12 protein-coding genes are annotated in these 19,167 nt (G+C 64.3%); 8 read left to right on the top strand and 4 right to left on the bottom strand.

Annotated features, from left to right (window positions below):
• Positions 1-135 precede the first annotated feature (135 nt).
• The 6 genes from R5R73_RS13100 to R5R73_RS13075 all read left to right on the top strand — a co-directional run bounded on the left by R5R73_RS13100 (position 136) and on the right by R5R73_RS13075 (position 8,664).
• The gene (locus R5R73_RS13100; protein WP_322527747.1) at positions 136-870 is read left to right on the top strand and encodes a GntR family transcriptional regulator; all 735 of its coding nucleotides are present in this window, start codon (positions 136-138) and stop codon (positions 868-870) included.
• Positions 871-932: 62 nt separating this feature from the next.
• Positions 933-2,093 carry an N-acetylglucosamine-6-phosphate deacetylase gene (gene nagA / locus R5R73_RS13095; protein WP_110634738.1) on the top strand — a complete coding sequence of 387 codons (1,161 nt, stop codon included), beginning with the start codon at positions 933-935 and terminating at the stop codon, positions 2,091-2,093.
• Positions 2,093-3,112 (top strand): SIS domain-containing protein, encoded by a 1,020-nt coding sequence (locus tag R5R73_RS13090; RefSeq protein WP_322527746.1) that lies wholly within the window; start codon positions 2,093-2,095, stop codon positions 3,110-3,112. Before nagA ends, R5R73_RS13090 begins: the two co-directional genes overlap by 1 nt.
• 107 nt (positions 3,113-3,219) lie before the next feature.
• The gene (locus R5R73_RS13085) at positions 3,220-5,967 is read left to right on the top strand and encodes a glucose PTS transporter subunit IIA (RefSeq protein ID WP_322527745.1); all 2,748 of its coding nucleotides are present in this window, start codon (positions 3,220-3,222) and stop codon (positions 5,965-5,967) included.
• Between the two features lie 10 nt (positions 5,968-5,977).
• The gene (gene nagE, locus R5R73_RS13080) at positions 5,978-7,660 is read left to right on the top strand and encodes an N-acetylglucosamine-specific PTS transporter subunit IIBC (protein WP_322527744.1); all 1,683 of its coding nucleotides are present in this window, start codon (positions 5,978-5,980) and stop codon (positions 7,658-7,660) included.
• Between the two features lie 203 nt (positions 7,661-7,863).
• A complete protein-coding gene (locus R5R73_RS13075; RefSeq protein WP_071233205.1) occupies positions 7,864-8,664 on the top strand; it encodes a Cof-type HAD-IIB family hydrolase in 801 nt (266 codons plus the stop codon).
• A gap of 59 nt (positions 8,665-8,723) precedes the next feature.
• On the opposite strand, the gene R5R73_RS13070 is transcribed toward R5R73_RS13075, so the two are convergent.
• The 4 genes from R5R73_RS13070 to R5R73_RS13055 form a co-directional block, all read right to left on the bottom strand.
• A complete protein-coding gene (locus R5R73_RS13070) occupies positions 8,724-9,758 on the bottom strand; it encodes a TIGR01620 family protein (RefSeq protein ID WP_322527743.1) in 1,035 nt (344 codons plus the stop codon).
• Positions 9,755-11,146: a YcjX family protein gene (locus tag R5R73_RS13065; RefSeq protein ID WP_322527742.1), complete on the bottom strand. Its 1,392-nt coding sequence runs from the start codon at positions 11,144-11,146 to the stop codon at positions 9,755-9,757. Before R5R73_RS13065 ends, R5R73_RS13070 begins: the two co-directional genes overlap by 4 nt.
• Positions 11,147-11,314: 168 nt before the next feature.
• A complete protein-coding gene (locus R5R73_RS13060; RefSeq protein WP_071233202.1) occupies positions 11,315-12,910 on the bottom strand; it encodes a solute:sodium symporter family transporter in 1,596 nt (531 codons plus the stop codon).
• Between the two features lie 229 nt (positions 12,911-13,139).
• The gene (locus R5R73_RS13055) at positions 13,140-14,693 is read right to left on the bottom strand and encodes a glucosyltransferase domain-containing protein (protein ID WP_322527741.1); all 1,554 of its coding nucleotides are present in this window, start codon (positions 14,691-14,693) and stop codon (positions 13,140-13,142) included.
• A gap of 316 nt (positions 14,694-15,009) precedes the next feature.
• Between R5R73_RS13055 and R5R73_RS13050 the strand changes: the two genes are divergently transcribed.
• Together R5R73_RS13050 and mdoH are read left to right on the top strand one after the other, a co-directional pair.
• Positions 15,010-16,593 (top strand): glucan biosynthesis protein G, encoded by a 1,584-nt coding sequence (locus tag R5R73_RS13050; RefSeq protein WP_244179904.1) that lies wholly within the window; start codon positions 15,010-15,012, stop codon positions 16,591-16,593.
• Positions 16,594-16,612: 19 nt separating this feature from the next.
• Positions 16,613-19,084 carry a glucans biosynthesis glucosyltransferase MdoH gene (gene mdoH, locus R5R73_RS13045; RefSeq protein ID WP_110634759.1) on the top strand — a complete coding sequence of 824 codons (2,472 nt, stop codon included), beginning with the start codon at positions 16,613-16,615 and terminating at the stop codon, positions 19,082-19,084.
• Positions 19,085-19,167: the final 83 nt, after the last annotated feature.

The following is a 19,167-nucleotide window of genomic DNA, read 5'->3' as shown; positions in this document are numbered from 1 at the left end:
GCATTCGACCAATGTCGGCAGTGGCCGAACTGGCAGATTGGTATTCGACTGGTTATGTTGGTGGTATTGAAGTGGTATTAACTACGAGTTCCACCACTACGAGCTCCACCACAGCGACGCCGGAACCAAAATGCCATGGCTCCCACGCTTTCTCGGCTGAAACTGGACGCCGCCCAGTCGACTCCGCTCTATCGCCAGCTGGCCCAGCAACTGGTCGAGGCGATCGAAGCGGGCGACTGGGAGACCGGCGAGGCACTGCCCTCGGAGCGAGTGCTGGCGGAATCGCTCAATATCTCTCGCATCACGGCCAGAAAGGCGCTGGATCGCCTGGTGGCGCTGGGGCTGATTCAGCGGACCCACGGCTCCGGCACTTTCATCGCCCCGCGTCTGAATCAGTCGCTGACACGATTGACCAGCTTTACCGAACTGCTGGTTCAGCGCGGTCACCGCCCCAGCTCGCGCTGGTTGAGCCGGTGCCTGGGCACGCCAACGGTAGAGGAGAGCCTGCGCCTCGGGCTGAGCGCGGACCACCAGGTCTCGCGGCTCAAGCGGCTGCGACTGGCGGATGACGTGGTCGTCGCGGTCGAGGAGAGCTGTCTGCCGAGCCATGTCCTGTCGGATCCCGAGAGCGTGACCCATTCGCTCTATCGCCGTCTCGAAGACCTGGGTACGCCGATCGTACGGGCCTTGCAGCACGTGTCGGCGGTCAATGCCGATGCCGAGCTGTCTCAACTGGCTCAGGTGGCGCCATCCCAGGCGCTGCTGATGATGACCCGGCTCGGCTATCTCGCCGACGGCCGGCCCGGCGAACTGACGGTGACTTATTGTCGCACCGACTATTACGACTTCATGGTGGAACTCACCCAATGACGGCAGCCCAGGAAAATGAATGAAGGAAATGACCCAGTGAGAGCGTTCGAGCAGGAGACGACATGCTTTACGGCAACATTCTGACTCCGGAGGGGTGGCGGCTCGGCACGCTCGACTGGCATGACGGACGAATCGTCAACCTCGAGGGGAAGGCGGTCGATCCGGACGCCAACGACCATCCGCGCCTGCTGCCGGGGTTCGTCGATCTGCACGTTCACGGCGGCGGCGGGGCGGATGCCATGGAAGGTGGCGATGCCGCCACCACCATGGCACGAACCCATGTGCGCTTCGGGACGACAAGCCTGCTGGTCACCACCATGACCGCGCCGGTATCCGATATCCGCCAAGCGTTGCGGGATATCGCGCGGCGGATCGATGAGCCGCCGGTTCAGGCAGCGCGACTGCTGGGCGTGCATCTCGAAGGGCCTTATCTCAACCCCGGCAAGCTGGGAGCCCAGCCGCCGTATGCCCACCCCGGCGTGATCGAGGAGGTCGAGGCGCTGATGGCCCTCGCCCCGATCCGGCTGCTGACGCTGGCACCAGAGCTGTCCGGCCATGCCGAGCTCATCCGCCAGCTGCGCGAGCGCGGGGTGCGGGTGCAAATGGGCCATACCCTGGGCAGCTATGAAGAGGGCGTGGCCGGGCTGGCTCACGGCGCCCAGGGTTTCACTCATCTCTTCAATGCCATGACCGGGCTGCATCATCGCAAACCGGGAATGGTCGGCGCGGCGCTGGCGCATGCCGACTACGCCGAGATCATTCCCGATCTGCTGCACGTCCATCCCGGGGCGATTCTGACGGCCTTGCGCTGCATTCCTTACCTCTATGGCGTAACCGACTCCACCGCCGCGGCCGGCATGCCCGACGGGGAATATCGGCTCGGCGAGCAGCATGTCACCAAGTGCCTGGGGGGCGTGCGCCTGGCCGACGGCACGCTGGCCGGCAGCACGCTGACCATGGATCAGGCGCTGCGCAATCTGGTCCAGATCGGTCTCGATCTCGGTGATGCCAGCCGGCGGCTGTCGCAGTACCCCGCCGATTTCCTCGGCGAGACCGAGATCGGCCGGCTCGAGATCGGTTGCCGTGCCGATGTCGTGGTCATGAATGCTCGACTCGAGATCGATGCCGTCTATGTCGGGGGCGAGCTCGCCCACCAGGCATCGGCAACGTCACGAGAACAGACGACAACACGGGCGGCCGGCGCGCCGCGGGAGAGCCACTGATGTCACTGATGCTGGAAGAGGCGCAGAGCGCCCCGGAATGCCTGCGAGCCCAATGGCAAGCCAACGCTGGCACGCTGGCCGAGTTCGGCCAGATTCTGCGCGAGGCGGATCTGCATGGCGCGCTGACGGTGGCGCGTGGCAGTTCCGACCATGCCGCTGCCTATTTCGGCTATCTCGGGATGAAGCATCTCGGGCTGCCGGTGGCGTCGGTGCCGCCCTCTCTGACGACCGTTGCCAATGCGCCATGGCGTGTTCAGGGGCAGTTGTCGGTGGCCATTTCGCAGTCCGGCGCCAGCCCCGACCTGGTCGCGACACAGAAGGCGCTGGCCGTGGGCGGGGCGCGTAGCCTGGCACTGGTCAACACGCCCGGTTCGCCGCTAGGGCAGGCTTCCGAGCGTGAAATCGCCCTGCATGCCGGAGTCGAGAAGAGCGTGGCGGCAACCAAGAGCTATCTCGCCACGCTTGCCGCCGGCGCGCATCTGGTGGGCGCCTGGGCCGATGACGAGGCGCTGCTGTCGGCACTGGAGGCGCTGCCGTCGAGACTCGAATCGGCAGCACGACAGGACTGGCAGCCGGCGATAGATGCACTGGTCGGCGTCGACAAACTGCTGGTGATCGGTCGCGGCGTAGGGCTCGCCATCGCTCAGGAAGCGGCGCTCAAGTTCAAGGAGACCTGCGCCATCCAGGCCGAGCCGTTCAGTGCTGCCGAGGTTCGCCACGGGCCGATGGCGCTGATCGGGCCGGGCTATCCGGTGCTGGTCTTCGCCCCGCCGGGGCCGGACCAGCCCGGTCTGCTGGAGTTGGCGAAATGGCTGGAGAGCATCGGCGCCAGGGTGCTGCTGGCGGCCGATGACAGTGTCGCCGAGCGTCATCTGCCGTTGATCGACGCCGGTCATGACGATCTGCAGCCGCTATCGGTGATCCAGAGCTTCTACGTGATGGCCGCGAAGCTGGCGGTGGCACGCGGTGGTGACCCGGATCAGCCGCGCCACCTGCAGAAGGTGACGCGCACGCTCTGAATCGCCAGCGGTTCGCTGGTCTCGGGTAGCAACTCAATACCGGGCGTTCGGCGAGTGCCGGATCGAAACAGGATCGAAATCGAAACAACAACAAGTCGGGAGTCTTCATGTCATCCACGTTACGGTTTCTCGGTGCCCCGATGCGCGGGGTCGTGGTCCCGCTGTCGGAAGTACCCGACCCGGTCTTTGGCGAAGGCGTCATGGGGCCGGGTATCGCGATCGACCCGCTGGGGGAAACGTTGCATGCCCCCTGCAACGGCGAGGTCATCCAGTGCGCCCGGACCGCCCATGCGATCACGCTGCGAGACGATGGCAACCACGAATGGCTACTGCACATCGGGCTCGATACCGTCGATCTGGGTGGCGAGGGGTTCGAACTGCTGGTCTCGGCCGGCGAGCGCGTCTCGGCCGGTGATCCGCTGTGCCGGTTCGACGCCGACCGGCTGGCGCAGCGCGCCACGGCGCTGGTCAGCCCCATCGTTCTGACCAATGGCGCCGAGATCCAGCTGGAAGCGCTGGTCACGCCGGGAACGGTCGTCGAGATGGGCGAAGCGCTTCTTCGCTGGCAGGTAGCCGTCGAGGCAGCAAGCGCAGGCCACGACGAGCCCGGGCGCGAGGAAACCGCGCATGACGAGGCAACGATCACTTCGGCCAGCGGCTTGCATGCCCGTCCGGCGGCACGGCTGCGAGCCATCGCCCAGACGCACGCGGTCGAGCTGACGCTGTCACGGGCTGGCGGTAGCCGCGTCGGCGAACCCCCTGTGGGGGAAGCCAGCGCTGCCAGCCTGAGCGCCCTGCTCAACCTGGGGCTGGCTCGGGGGGATCGGGTCCGGATCATGGCGCGAGGGGCGAGCGCGCAGGCCGCTGTCGAGGCGGCGGTGGCGCTGCTCGAAACACCCGAAGCCGCCGATGATGGTGGCCAGAATGAGCCGCTTCAGGCACGGCCTGGCGGGCAGCAACGGGCACCACAGGCAGCTGCCATCGAGTCCGCGCCAGGCGTTCTGACCGGTCTGGCGGCGAGCGCCGGCCTGGTGGTGGGGCCGCTGGTTCGTTACACGGTCGCGCTACCGCATGTGCCTGACATAGGGGAGAACCCCGAGCGGGAGCGCCAAGCGCTGTCGCAGGCCGTGGCCGATGCCGACGCTTCGCTGGCTCGAGCGATGGAAGTCGCCCGGGCGCGGGGCCGGGAAGACGAGACGGAAATCTTCGAAGCCCACCGCGCCTGGCTGGACGATCCCGATCTGCGCGCAGCGGCCGAGGCGGAAATCGCCAGCGGGCACAGCGCCGGGCGGGCCTGGTTCTTGGCGCTGGAGCGCGAGATCCAACGTCTGCAGACCGGCGATAATCCCTTGCTGGCGGCGCGGGCCGACGATCTGCGCGACCTGCAGCGCCGGGTCATGCAGCCTCTCGCGACCGAGGCGGCGACAACCGTTTCGGGAATCGACGGCGCGATCCTGACGGCACGGGAGCTCACGCCCTCGCAGTTCGTCGAGGTGGCGGATCGGATTGCCGGACTGTGTCTGGCAGCCGGCGGTTTGACCTCCCACGTCTCGATTCTGGCGCGAGCGCGGGGTCTGCCATGCCTGGTGGCAATGGGCGAGGCGCTGCTGGAAGCGGACAGCGACGAGGCCTGCCTGGATGTCCGTCGCGACAGACATCATGGCGTGCTCGAGCTCGCGCCCGACGAAAGCCGCCTGGCGGCGGTCGACGCCGAACTGGCCGGTCAGCGGCGGCAGGCGTCAGCGGAGCGCGCGGCTGCCTTCGACCCGGTATCGACCCGAGACGGGCGGCGCCTTCATGTCGCGGCGAATATCGCCTCCCCTATGGAAGCGCGGGAGGCTGCCGGGGCGGGCGCCGATGGCGCCGGGCTGATGCGCAGCGAATTCCTGTTTCTGGAGCGGCAGGCTGCGCCCACGCTGGCCGAGCAGCAGGCCGAGTATCGCGCCGCCGTCGAGGCGATGGGTGGCAAACCGGTCGTCGTACGGTTGCTGGATATCGGTGCCGACAAGCAGCTTCCCTATCTCCCGCTATCGGCGACGCCCAACCCGGCGCTGGGTGAGCGGGGCGTCAGACTCTGGCAGACACATCCCGATCTCTTCGAGACTCAGCTCGACGCGCTGCTCGAAGCGGGGCGCGGCCTGCCGCTTTGCGAAGATGGACTGCCGACGCTGCGGCTGATGGTGCCGATGGTGGCCGATGTCGGCGAATTGCGCTGGGTGCGGGAACGACTCGTATCACGGGCGACGGAGCTGGGCATCGAGCGGCTGCCGGCGCTGGGGGCGATGATCGAGGTGCCGACCGCGGCGCTGTGTGCGGCCAGTCTGGCTCGCGAAGCCGATTTTCTCTCCATCGGTACCAACGACCTGACCCAGTACGCCCTGGCCATGGATCGCGAGGTCGCGTCGCTGGCGCTGCGCAACGATGTGCTCCATCCCGGGGTGTTGCGACTCATCGCGCTGTGTCTCGAAGGGGCGGCGGGCCAATGCCCGGTCGCTGTCTGTGGCGCGGCGGCGGGGGACCCGCTGGCGGGAGCCTTGCTCGCGGCGATGGGCGTCGACGAGCTTTCCGTCGAACCCGGGCGTATCGCCGCGGTCAAGGCCGCGCTGCGTCGGCTGGACGCCGGCGCCCTGGCCAGCCGGCTCCCCTCGCTGTTGGCGCTGGAAGATGGCGCCGCCGTGAGACAGGCGCTGGGCGACCTGCCGAAAGCGATGCTCGACGCGGACGACGACGTACCAGACGACGGCACCCAGGGTATCGACGGCGTGTCCTCGAGCGTCGGCGAGGTCAAGTCCGGCATCGGCAACGCGACAGCAAAAGATAACGCGACAAGAGATAACACGACAACAAGAGATTGAGGAGCGCGTCATGACCACGACCTTCGGTTCCCGGCTCATGGCCGGTCTGCAGAAACTCGGGCGCTCGCTGATGCTGCCCATCGCGGTATTGCCGGTGGCGGGTTTGCTGCTGCGCCTGGGCCAGCCGGATCTGCTCGATATTGCCTTCATCGCCAATGCCGGCAATGCGATCTTTTCCAACCTGGCGCTGATCTTCGCTATCGGCGTGGCGGTCGGCTTTGCCGACGACGACAACGGTGCCGCCGGGCTGGCGGGGGTGATCGGCTATCTGGTGCTCAACGCGGTACTGGAAACGCTGAATCCCGATATCAACATGGGGGTGCTCTCGGGCATCATCATCGGCAGCGTGGCCGGGTTGCTCTACAACCGTTACAAGGCGATCAAGCTACCGGACTACCTGGCGTTCTTCGGCGGGCGGCGCTTCATTCCCATCGTCACCGGGCTTTCGGCGGTGGTGCTCGGCGGCATCTTCGGCCTGGTCTGGCCACCGGTCCAGCAGGGCATCGATCAACTGGGGCAGTGGCTGATCGACGCCGGCGATCTGGGGTTGTTCGTCTATGGCGTGCTCAACCGCATCTTGATCGTGACCGGGCTGCATCACGTGCTCAACAGCTTCGTGTGGTTCGTGTTCGGCAGCTTCGACGGCGCCACCGGCGATCTCAACCGCTTCTTCGCCGGTGATCCGACCGCGGGGAGCTTCATGGCGGGCTTCTTCCCGGTGATGATGTTCGGCCTGCCCGCGGCGGCGCTGGCGATGTATCACGCTGCACCGCGATCGCGTCGCGCCCAGGTCGGCGGCTTGTTGCTGTCGCTGGCGCTGACCGCTTTCCTGACTGGCGTCACCGAGCCGATCGAGTTCTCGTTCATGTTCCTGGCGCCTGCGCTGTATGCGATGCATGCGGTTCTCACCGGCATCTCGATGGCGCTGATGAACATGCTCGGCGTCAAGCTGGGCTTCACCTTCTCCGCCGGGGCCTTCGACTACGCGCTCTCCTACGGCTTGTCGACCAACGGCTGGATGATGATTCCGGTGGGGCTCTGCTACTTCGTGCTCTACTACGGCATCTTCCATTGGGCCATCGTGCGCTTCGATCTGCCTACGCCGGGCCGCGAGCCGGAAACCGCTGGGGCTGCCGGTGCCCCGGTCGAGGCCGGCGAACGGGGCCCGGCGTTCGTGCGCGCCTTGGGCGGCGCGGCCAATCTGACCAGCGTGGGGGCCTGTACGACGCGCCTGCGGCTGGTGCTGGCCGACGACAAGGCCATCGACGAGCCGGCCCTCAAGCAGCTCGGCGCGCGTGGCGTATTGCATCTGCGCGGTGGCGGGCTTCAGGTGATCCTGGGGCCGATCGCCGATGGTGTCGCCGACGAGATCCGTGCGGCGATGCGGGATCACGGCAAGACGCCGGACGTACCGGCGGCGTTGGAGAGCGACACGGCACTGGACGATGCCGAGCTGGATGCGGATTCGCGACGAGCGTGGCTGGCGGCGTTGGGCGGCGCGGAGAATATTCGCACCGTCGCGGCCGTGGCAACGACCCGGCTGCGGGTGGAACTGGGGGATTGCGAACGCATCGATGAATCTGCGCTCCTGGCGCTGGGAACTGCCGGCATGCAGAAAATCGGTCACGGCGTTCTGCATCTGGTGATGGGCCGGCAGGCCCGCGCGGTGGCCAATAGTCTCGAGGCCAGATGACAGACCGGAGTCGAGGGCTGCGATTCTGGGAGAGTGTAGAGAGCGGGAGAGAAGGAGAGTGAGAGAGCAGCGGGAGAGCGTACGGCGGCCAGCGGGCAATTGACGCCCGCCGGCCGGCCGTCGACACTGAATGCCCCGAGTTCGAAAACCGTGGCTGACATTTGGCCGCTGAAGTTCGACGCCGTCCATTCAAGGAAGACTCCATGGCCCAGCATCTGATCGCCAGCGATCTCGATAATACCCTGTTGAATGCCGAGCATCGCGTCGACGCCTTGACGCGAGACACCCTGCGGGCGTTGTCGGCGCAGGGGCATGTGATCGCGTTGGCCTCAGGGCGGCACTATCACGATATCGCGGCGATTCGACGACAGCTGGAGATCCCGGCCTGGATCATCAGCAGCAACGGCGCCCACGTTCACGATGCCGACGATCGGCTCGTCAACGAAACGCTGGTGCCGACCGAGCTGGTTCAGGCACTGGTGGCGCTGCCGCGTCCGGAGACGGTGCGGCTCAATCTCTACACCCATGACCGCTGGCTGATCGACGCCGAAGCGCCGGAACTGTTGCCGCTTCATGCGATGACAGGGTTCACCTATCAGGTCGACGACATGCGCGACCTGAAAGATGAACACGTCGGCAAGGTACTTTACATCGGCGAGCCGGCACTGCTCGAACCGCTGGAGCGCACCCTGCGGGAGGCGTACGGGGAAGCGCTGCATATCACCTACTCGGCGGCCAATTCACTGGAGGTCATGCATCGGGGCGTGAACAAGGCGACCGCGCTGAGTCGCGCGCTCAAGGCGCTCGATCTTCCCATCGAGCGGGCGCTGGCGTTCGGCGACAACTTCAACGACGTCGAAATGCTGACGCTGGTGGGCAATGCCTATGTCGTCTCCAACGCCCATCCCGAGGTCATCGATCAACTGCCACGGGCCAAGAGGATTGGTGCGCATCACGAATCTGCGGTGGCCCACACGCTGCGAGCGTTCTTTTCGCTCGATTGATGTCACGGTGTCGCTTCACCGCTCTCGATCGATGCGGCGGCTGACTTCCGTTCGCCGAGTCAACCCTTCCCCGCAGTGTCATCCAGCCGGCGCAGTTGCTGCCACACTTCACGCCGCAGGTCGGCGAGGCGCGGCTGTTCGCCGGACTCGAAGGCGATCGGCCGGGTAGTTCGCATGGCGCGCAGGCCCAGACGTGCCGTCAGCAGCCCGGCGCCCAGGCCCTGACCGGCGCGACTCGATAGCTTGGCTGCCAGGTTCATCGACAGCAGATCCATGCCGGCGTCGGTGATCATCTCGCTGGCACCGGCGAAGGCCATGTTGCGCAGCACTTCCCTGAACAGCCTGAGGCGGCTGGCGTAGCCGAGCTGCAGCCCATAGAGCGCGGCGATGCGATCGAGCATGGCAATGTTGCGCCAGGCCATCAGCGACATGTCCACCAGGGTCAACGGGCTGACGGCGACCATGACGGCGGTTTCTCCCGACATTCGCGTCACCAGCCGCCGTGCCGCCTGGTCGCGCGGCGCGAGGATGTGGTATGCGATCAGTTCGCGGGTCTCGTGCGCCGTATGATGCGACTGGTGGGCGCGCAGGAAGGATTGCCAGTGCGGATGATCCCGGGAGAGCCCCATCTGGCGACGGAGCTCGTCGGCCAGCGTGGCGGGATCCGTACGGGCATTGTCGGTGTCGTCGATCCACTCGTCATCCAGCTGCTGCCGCAGGCGCGCATGCCGACGCAACTTGCGTAGCCGCCACACCTCGCCAGCGAGCGCCTTGGCAGCCAGCCCGACGGCAAGCAGGCCGAGCATGCTCCAGGCGCCTGATAGCCAGTCGCCGCCGAGGGCCGAAGTATAGAGCGACTGCGCGGCCTCGATCGTGCCGAGCGCGAGCGTGCCGCCGAAGATGGCCAACAGCCCCCAGCGGCGCTTGCGCGGCGGTTCGATGGCGGCATCGAGCGCGGGCGAGTCGTCGTCCGCGGAGTAGGGATCGCTGGCCTGTGTGGGGGCGTAGACTTGCGCGCCGTTCAACGAGGCGTCGTCGGCAGGCTTCGGCGGTTCATCGAACGTGAAGCGCTGCCCGGGGCGGGGGTCGCTCATCGCAGTTTATCTCCCATCAGCCATTCCAGAGTCGCGTCCATGCGAATATGGGGTAGTGCGGCTGGCGTGAACGGTGGCGGCCGGAAGGCCGTGAAGGCAAATCCCTGGCGCTGCCAGAATTCTGGCTCCGGGAGCCGGGTCGGGACGTCGCCGGGATAGACCAGCAGCGGCTCGCCGTCGAGGCCATGTCCCCGCAGCGCCGGTTGACGTCTGCCGTCGCTTTCGACTTCGCGGGTCTCGGTGGCCCGAATCGAGGCCAGCGAGAAAGCCCGAACCGGGACATCGGCGTAGCGTAGATCCTTGATCGGTTCGGCCAGCAGTGATTCGAGCAGCGTGACCAGATTGGCATGCTGGTCCGGCGTGACGTGGTCCGCCTTGGTAGCGGCGATGGCGAGCCGGTCGATACGCGGCGAGAACAGCCGGTTCAGCAGGCTGCGTTTGCCGTAGTCGAAACTTCGCATCAAGGTCGTGAGCGCACGCGACAGATCCTCGAAGCGTTCGGGGCCGGCGTTGAGCGCGCCGAGTACGTCGACCAGCACGATCTGGCGGTCGAAGCGGCGGAAGTGCTCACGATAGAAAGGCTTGACCACATGCTGCTGATAGAAGCGAAATCGCTTTTTCAGCGTCTGGTAAAGGCTGGAGGCGGGCAGGGCTTCCAGCGTCTGACGATCCTTCTCGGTGACGCCCGGCAGCGGGAAGAACTGCAGCACCGGTGCGCCTTGCAAATCCCCGGGCAGCAGGAAGCGGCCCGGCTGCAGGTGAGAAAAGCCGGCTTCCCGGGCCTGGCGCAACGAGGCAGCGTAATGCTCGGCGAGCTCGGCCAGACGCGACTCGTCCACCGTCTCGTCGGCTGCATGGGTCGCAGCGGCGTCTTGCCAGGTCCTGGCGTAGCGTCCACGCTCCGGGCCCATGCTTTCGAGCTGGGCCTGGCTCCAGCTGAGGAAGTCATGCTCGAGCAACGGCAGGTCCAGCAGCCATTCGCCGGGGTAGTCGATCAGATCCAGCGTCAGCGTCGCCGTGTCACCCAGCAGGCCACGAGCGCGTCGCGTCTTGTAGCGTAGTTGCAGACGCAGCTCGCTGATACCACGAGTCGGCTCGGGCCAGTGGGGCGGTGTCGACTTGAGGGAGGCCATCGCTTCGTCGTAGGGGAAGCGCGGGATCCCGAGATCGGGCTGGGAGACGCGCTGCGCACCGAGCAGGCGCTCTTCACGGGCGGACTTGAGCAGGTCGAGACGGGCATCGATACCCGCATGGCGCAGCTGGTTGACCAGCGAGGTCAGGAACGCCGTCTTGCCGGCGCGGGAAAGCCCGGTCACCGCCAGGCGCAGCTGGCGATCCCGGCTGCGATCGATCAGGTTCTGAAATTCATGAGTCAGTTGTCGGCGCATCGCCTCGTTTCCGAAGAAAACCTGCCTGCATGGTAAACGATCTGAGCGGATATGCGGGCGTGGCGGCGAGGCCATGAAAGGATTTTGCCCCGAAAAGAGGCTGAAACGACGACGCCTCTCACGGTGGCGAGGCGTCGTCGGTGTTGTGCCGGGTATCTGTCGTCGCGATCAGCCGGCAAAGGCGAAGTAGATCGCGAAGACCAGGACCAGCAGTACGATGCCCACCGGCACGGCACCTTTCCAGGGCGTCAGGTCGACGGCCTTGACGTCTTCATGGACCCAGGCTTCGCGGCGCGGCGCGATCTTGCCGATCAGCAGCATCACGACGATGAGCAGCACGAAGACGCCGGCGACGAAGTGGTACTGATTGGTGATCTCGAGGATGCCGTTGAACGGCGGCACGAAGTAGCCCGCAGCGATCAGTATGATGCCCCCGACCAGGCCAAAGATGGCGGCCGACTCCGGCACTCGCTTGGTCAGCAGGCCAACGATCACCACCGCGAGGATCGGAATGAAATAGATGGCGTTCATGGTCTGCAGGTAGTCGAACAGGCTGTCCTGGCCGGCCAGCAGCGGGGCGATGGCCATCGACGCGACGGCCATGATCCAGCCAAAGACCTTGCCGGAGTTGACGACTTGCTGCTCGCTGGCGTCCTTCTTGAGCACGCCCTTGTAGATACCCAGGCTGAAGAGCGTCGTGGTGCTGTTCAGCGCCGAATTGAACGACGACAGGATGGCGCCGACCATGACGGCCGCGAAGAAGCCTGTCAGCCACGGTGGCAGCAGGTGGAAAACCAGGTAGCCGTAGGCCTGGTCGCCAGCGATGCCTTCATCGGCATAGAGCTGGTAGGCGATGATGCCCGGCAGCACCAGATAGAGTGGCCCGAGCAGCTTGAGGAAGCCGGTCAGCAGCACGCCTTTCTGACCCTCGGAAAGGCTCCTTGCCGCAAAGGTGCGCTGGATGATCTGCTGGTTGGTCGACCAGTAGAACAGGTTGATCAGGAAGACCCCGGTGAACAAGGTCGGCCAGGGCACTTGCTGGTCCGGGCGCCCTAGCGAGTTGAGACGCTCGGGCTGGGCCTCCTGGATTGCCTGCCAGCCGGCCGCGATGCCGTTGCCGTCTCCTACGGCATCGAGACCGAGATAGACGATGACGAACCCGCCGACCAGCAGCCCGATGGCATTGATGCTGTCGGAAACCGCGACCGTGCGCAGGCCGCCGAACAGGGCATAGACAGCGCCGATGATGCCGACGCCCCAGACCGTCAGCCACAGCAGCGTCGTGCTGGAATCGATGCCTGTCAGTACTGGCAAGTCCAGCATGCCCTGCAGGCCGACGGCGCCGGAGTAGAGGATGATCGGCAGCAGAATGACGGCGTAAGCGACCAGGAAGATGACGTTGCAGATCAATTGCGTCGTCGGGCCGAAGCGTTCCTGCAGCAGTTGCGGAACGGTGGCGATGCCGCTGCGCAGGAAACGCGGCAGGAAGAATAGCGCCAGCAATACCAGGGCGACGACGGCGACGACCTCCCAGGCCATGACGCTCAGCCCGTCCGAGAAGGCCGAGCCGTTCAATCCGACCATCTGCTCCGTCGAGAGGTTGGTCATCAGCAGGGAGCCGGCGATCAGCGGGAAACTGAGACTGCGTCCTGCGAGAAAGTAGCCGCGCGTGTTACTGAGATCGTCACGGTGAGTGATGCGCCAGGTAATCAAGGCGACCAACCCCGTGAAGAACAGAAACGAGATTAAAGTCCACGCATGCATAGGGGTATCCTTGTTGAATGCATCCCGAGGGTCGCACCAACGTAATTAACGTTGAGTTGCGCCACGTTACCCTGCGAATTGTTGGTCAACTAGCTGTAAACCGCCATTCGCCATTTGTCTGACATAACCAGCCCAATGTGTAGGTGTTTATTGAACGCCGGTTCACGAGGCAATGACAGAAAGCGTGGCAGAGCGCGGTCAGCAGCGGGAAGAGGCATGCCGGATCGGCTCAGTCATCGATCGGAAGTTCGGTCGTGGTCAATGCGTGATGGCACTTGCGATCGAAAGACACCACGTAATGCCCCTCGAACTGGTAGAGCGTATACCAGGCGCGCTGGGATAGCGGTGTCAGATGGTGGCACTGCGCCTCGAAACGTCGGCGTAGCGGTGGGTCGTCACCGAGTTCGAAGGCAGAGGAAAGCCCGCGACGGTAGAGATCCTGATAGCCCCACCAGTAGCCATCGTCGAGATAGGGATGGATCAGCTCGCCAATCAAGGGATGCACGGCGATCGCGTTACGTGTCGCACGCGTGAAGGGCAGCGTTCCATCGATGACCAACGGCGCGGCTGATGGCTGTATGGCGAGATCGTCGATCAGTTGCATCGACACCTCATCGGCGAAGAGCGCCTGTTGACGCTGTGCGTTGCCGTAGGCGTAAGCCAGGGTCAGTGGCGTGCCGAGTGCCAAGACGATCAGTGGCCAACCCAGCAGGGACCAGCCCTTGGACTGGCGTGGACGTCCCAGCCAATGAAGAACGCAGAACAGCAGGCCGGCATACAGCGCGCCGAAACCCATCATCACCCTGGGTTGCCAGATCGGATGGGCCAGGGCCGAGAGGAATCCCAGCCCGCCGAAGGGCAAGCAGACCAGCACCAGCACCATTACCGGCAGCCCGGGGACGCTGCGGCGACGACACGCGGCGACCAGCAAGCCTGTCGGTGTCACGATGGCCAGCGCCGTGAATAGCCACCAGGTGGGCGTGTCCACCATCGTTGCCGCGTAATGCCAGAATTGCCCGGTCTGGTCGAGCAGGTGGCCGGGCAACTGCCCGAGCGGCGCCAGCCTGCTGTGCTGCTCGCTGTAGTCGCCCTCGATCAATGCCGCGGAGACGAGCTTCGATATCACCAGTGCCAACACGCCCACCGCCAGTGCCCCCAGGTGCCGGTTCCAGTCCGGGCGGCCATGGTGCGAGATGGTCAAGGCAATATGAAATGCCAGCAGGATGAAGTAGACGTTGGCCGCCGGCTGGTAGAACAGCAGCGAAGCCAGTACGCCGGCCCCGCCCGTCAGCCAGCGAAACCGCGCTTTCCAGAGATGATTTTCGCGCGGGTCCAGGGCGCAGGCGATACCGGCAATGGCGCAGGCCAGGGCGAGCGCCATGGGCAACGCATCGAAGTGATAGGAGAGGTTTTGTAGGAAAAATGGCTGTACGACCAGTATCAGCATCGCGAGCCAGGCATAACCCGTGTCAAATGCAAGCAGGCGACGGCGCCACAGCAGAATCGCCGCGGTGATGGCAGCCAGCCCCAGCCATAGCGGCAGTGGCGCGAGATCGGCAAGACGTGGGCCACCATTGACAAGGAAGGCGATCAGGCTGGAGAGCGGACGCCCGTTGGAGACCCACCCCATTTCGCCATGGAAGCTGCGCCAGATATCGTCACGGTAGAGGTGGTCGGCGTGGACGAGGGGGTAGCTGAAAATGACCAGATACGCCATTATGCCCAGCCAGCGGCGTAATCCGGTTGTCATGTTCACCTGGTTGGGGTGCGAGTCGATACGCATTCATCGGCCTCATCCGTCGGTGAACCGGGGCGCGGGCTAATAAAGTGTGTGTGAATAGAACATGAGTCAAATAGCGCGGTCGCAGACCGGTATCGAGGTCTTTCCGTGTCCGCAGTGTAGCGTATGCTAGACTTCGGCCATACGAAGCACGGAGGCTTCGCTATCTCGTCGTCCTTCATCGTGAGTTGCGTCCGCGTCCTGAATACCGGCAGTGCGGCTACCGGCTGGGCTGACCGTTTACGATATGGCTATGTGCGGTCTTGAACATTTCGAGCTCGTTGATATCGGCCAAGATAGTTATGACAGGAGTATGAGTGTGAGTGCATCGATCCGGCGGAGTAACCTTGAAAAACGCAAGGCGCTTCTTCCGGTGGTAGCCCTGACAGGGTTGCTACTCAGCGGTATCGCCCAAAATGTATTGGCTTTTGGTTTCGATGATGTCGCGAAGAAAGCCGAAGACCTCTCGAAGCAGGGTTATAGCGAACCTGAGAAAAATCTGCCGGAAGCGCTGCGTAATCTGGACTACGGCCAGTATGAGCAGATCCAGTACAAGCGTGACCGCGATGTCTGGAGTGGAGACGGGGTGCCTTTCACTCTGAGCTTCTTCCATGAGGGCATGCATTACGACAGTGCCATTCAGCTTCATAGTGTCGATGATCAGGGCGTTCAGGATTTCGCCTACAATCCCGATGACTTTACCTACGGCAATCTCGATTTGCCGGACAGCGCCAAGAACGACGATGACTTGGGCATCGCGGGCTTCAAGGTCAATTACGCCCTCAACCAGGCGGATCGCAAGGACGAGACGATGGTATTCCTCGGCGCGAGCTACTTTCGCGTCGTCGGCAAGAACCAGGTCTATGGCGTTTCCGGTCGCGGCCTCGCCGTGGACACGGGGTTGCCTTCCGGCGAAGAATTCCCTCGTTTCAAGGAGTTCTGGATCGTCAAGCCGAGCAAGACGAGCCAGTATCTGACCATCTTCGCGTTGCTGGATTCTCCCAGCCTGACGGGCGCCTATCGCTTCGTTCTTCGCCCGGGTGCCGACACCGTGGTCGACGTCAAGTCGCGGCTTTTCTTGCGTCGCGCGGTCGAGAAGCTGGGTGTGGCGCCGCTCACCAGCATGTATCTCTATGGTCCGGAGCAGCCCTCATCGACGCTGAACTACCGTCCGGCCATTCATGACTCCAACGGCCTGCTGATCAGCGACTCTCAGAACGGCTGGACCTGGCGGCCGCTGGCCAATCCGGCGAAGCTGATGATCAACGAGCATGCGACACCGCGCCTGCGTGGTTATGGTCTGATGCAGCGTGATCACGAGTTCGACAGCTACCAGGATCTGGACAGCCGTTACGACCTGCGGCCGAGCGCCTGGATCGAACCCCAGAACGAGTGGGGCGCGGGCAAGATCGAGCTGATCCAGATCCCGACCCCCAATGAAACCAACGACAACATCGTGTCGATGTGGCTGCCGGAAACCGCTCCGCAACCGGGCACGCCGCTGGATTACGATTATCGCTTCACCGTGACCAAGGACGAGAGCCGTTACGTCGACCCATCGCTGGCCTGGGTCGAGCAGACCCGCCGCTCGCGTGGCGAAGTGCGTAAGGACAATCTGGTGCGTGAAGCAGACGGCTCGCTTGCCTTCGTGCTGGATTTCGAAGGCCCTTCGCTCTCCGGCCTTGGCGATGATGCCAACCTGAGCGTTCAGGCCAGTGTCGGCGACAATGGCGAACTGGTCGACGCCTCTACCGAGCGTAACCCGGCGACCGGCGGCTGGCGTGTTTTCGTCAAGATCAAGCGCAGCGACAACGCCCAACCGCTGGATATCCGCGCCTATCTGAATCAGGGCGACAAGCGGGTCTCCGAAACCTGGTACTACCGGCTGCCTGCCAATGGCTGAAGCGACGTCCAGCTCAAGGATGACGTCAGCCGAGCAATACCTGGAGCGGTTGGCACTGGAAACCCAGGATCGTGACGAGCGGCGCAAGCTGCTCGCCAGCGATCTGAACACTCACGATATGGCATCGCTGCATGCGGCGTTGGGCGGGCGAGAGGTCGACAGCGATGATCCTGCCGCCACATCGGTGGGGCGTCGCCTGGCGCTGGCTTATGCCGAGCCGCCGCTGGCGCCGCCGGACGTTCTGAGCACCGACGAGCATGGGATCACCCGCCTGCAGACAGCGCCGCCCATGCGGCGGACGCCACTGGCACCGGAGGCGTGGTCCACCAATCCCTTCGTGCGGTTTGGCCAGCGTCTGAAGAACTGGGCAGATCGTGGCTATCGGCGCAGACAGCGCGAGGCCAAGCCGACCCCGCGCTGGCAGTGGATCGCGAGCGCGCGGCGCTGGGTATTGCTGGTGCTGATTTTCGGCCAGAGCGTCGTAGCCGCCAACCAGATGCGAACGGTATTGCCCTATCAGGGCCAGCAATGGCTGGAAGTTGCCATTCTGGCGCTGTTCGTGCTGCTGTTTGCGTGGGTTTCCGCCGGCTTCTGGACCGCCCTGATGGGCTTCTTCCAGCTGTTGCGAGGCCGGGATCGCTACGCCATCGATTCCGAGGTCGGCGACGAGCCGATCCCGGACGATGCGCGCACGGCATTGCTGGTGCCGATCTGCAACGAGGACGTCCCGCGAGTTTTCGCCGGCGTTCGCGCGACGATCGAATCCCTGCGCCAGAGCGGCAACGGTCGCCATTTCGATGTCTTTATCCTGAGCGATACCTACGATCCCGACATCGCGATCCAGGAGACCCACGCCTGGCTGGCTCTGTGCCGCGATCTCGATGCCTTTGGCCAGGTGTTCTACCGTCGTCGTCAGCGCCGGGTGAAACGCAAGAGCGGCAACCTCGATGACTTCTGTCGTCGCTGGGGCGCGCTCTATCGCTACATGCTGGTACTGGACGCCGACAGCGTGATGAGCGGGGCCTGTCTCACACGTCTGGTTCAGATGATGGAGGCGCATCCGGATGCCGGTATCGTCCAGACGGCGCCCAGGGCTTCCGGGCGATTGAATCTCTATGCCCGCATGCAGCAGTTCGCTACGCGGGTATATGGGCCGCTGTTTACTGCCGGACTTCACTTCTGGCAACTGGGCGAATCGCATTACTGGGGGCACAACGCCATCATCCGCATGGCGCCATTCATGCAGCACTGCATGCTGGCACCGTTACCCGGCAAGGGCTCGATGTCCGGCGAGATCCTGTCTCATGATTTCGTCGAGGCGGCGCTGATGCGGCGTGCCGGCTGGGGCGTCTGGATCGCCTACGAGCTGGAGGGAAGCTATGAGGAGATGCCGCCCAACCTGCTCGACGAGCTCAACCGGGATCGACGCTGGTGCCACGGCAATCTGATGAATTTCAGGCTGTTTCTCTCCAAGGGGATCCATCCCGTTCACCGCGCGGTGTTCCTGACCGGCCTGATGTCCTATATCTCTGCGCCGTTGTGGTGTCTTTTCCTGGTCCTGTCGACGGCGCTGCTTGCCGTTCATACGCTGAGTACGCCCAACTATTTCCCGGAGCCGGGGATGATGTTCCCGGTATGGCCGCAGTGGAACCCCACGCTTGCCGTCGGGCTGTTCGGTGCCACCGCAACGCTGCTGTTCCTGCCCAAGGTGTTGAGCGTGATTCTGGTGTGGGTTCAGGGAAGTCGCCAGTTCGGCGGGCCGCTCAAGGTACTGGCGAGCATGGTGCTGGAATCGCTGTTCTCGATGGCGCTGGCACCGGTACGGATGCTGTTTCACACGCGTTTCGTGCTGACCTCGATCATGGGCTGGGCCATCCAGTGGCGGTCGCCGTCTCGTGAAAACAGCGACACGACCTGGGGAGATGCGATTCGCAATCACTGGAGTCAAACCGTGATCGGGGCGGTCTGGGCCGTGGGGGTCTATCTCATGGAACCGACCTTCCTGTGGTGGCTGTCGCCGATCGTGGGGGCGATGATGATATCGATACCGGTCTCGACGCTATCCAGTCGGGTATCGCTGGGAAGCGCCTGCTTCCGCGCGCGGCTGTTCCGGATCCCTGAAGAGACTCATCCTCCGCGTGTACTGCGCCGGATGGTGCGTCATCTGGGCAGAATGAATGCCGCTGCGCCCACGCCGACTTTTGTTCAAGTGGTCATGGACCCGATATCGAATGCCTTGGCAACGGCGCTGGGGACGGCTCGCCATGCACATGCCGAGCCGCTGAAACGGAGACGCCATGAGCGCGTCAGCCAAGCCGTCAAGCAGGGGCCGATGTCGATGGGCAATCTCGAGCGCCTGGCGTTTCTGGATGATCCGGTGATGCTTTCCCAGTTGCACTGGCGAGTGTGGGAGGATCCCGAGGCTCACGCTGCCTGGCGTCATTACGGATTGCCGCCAAAAGTATCGCTACGGGTGCCGGCATTCCATTGAATTGCGGCTGCCATGCGCCTGTCGACGCGAAAGCGGTTCCACACATGTGGGCCCGTTTTGGTCTCGAACTTCGAACAATTCGA

The organism is Salinicola sp. LHM, assembly GCF_034479735.1.
Classification (GTDB): domain Bacteria; phylum Pseudomonadota; class Gammaproteobacteria; order Pseudomonadales; family Halomonadaceae; genus Salinicola; species Salinicola salarius.
Note: the sequence above shows the minus strand (reverse complement) of the source record. Positions and strands in the feature narration are given on the sequence as shown.

Bases quoted from the DNA above. Each gene is read 5' to 3' on its own strand.
- mdoH (WP_110634759.1), top strand. From the start codon at position 16,613: ATGACGTCAGCCGAGCAATACCTGGAGCGGTTGGCACTGGAAACCCAG.
- nagA (WP_110634738.1), top strand. From the start codon at position 933: ATGCTTTACGGCAACATTCTGACTCCGGAGGGGTGGCGGCTCGGCACG.
- R5R73_RS13065 (WP_322527742.1), bottom strand. From the start codon at position 11,146: ATGCGCCGACAACTGACTCATGAATTTCAGAACCTGATCGATCGCAGC.
- R5R73_RS13070 (WP_322527743.1), bottom strand. From the start codon at position 9,758: ATGAGCGACCCCCGCCCCGGGCAGCGCTTCACGTTCGATGAACCGCCG.
- R5R73_RS13085 (WP_322527745.1), top strand. From the start codon at position 3,220: ATGTCATCCACGTTACGGTTTCTCGGTGCCCCGATGCGCGGGGTCGTG.
- R5R73_RS13075 (WP_071233205.1), top strand. From the start codon at position 7,864: ATGGCCCAGCATCTGATCGCCAGCGATCTCGATAATACCCTGTTGAAT.
- nagE (WP_322527744.1), top strand. From the start codon at position 5,978: ATGACCACGACCTTCGGTTCCCGGCTCATGGCCGGTCTGCAGAAACTC.
- R5R73_RS13100 (WP_322527747.1), top strand. From the start codon at position 136: ATGGCTCCCACGCTTTCTCGGCTGAAACTGGACGCCGCCCAGTCGACT.
- R5R73_RS13055 (WP_322527741.1), bottom strand. From the start codon at position 14,693: ATGCGTATCGACTCGCACCCCAACCAGGTGAACATGACAACCGGATTA.
- R5R73_RS13060 (WP_071233202.1), bottom strand. From the start codon at position 12,910: ATGCATGCGTGGACTTTAATCTCGTTTCTGTTCTTCACGGGGTTGGTC.
- R5R73_RS13090 (WP_322527746.1), top strand. From the start codon at position 2,093: ATGTCACTGATGCTGGAAGAGGCGCAGAGCGCCCCGGAATGCCTGCGA.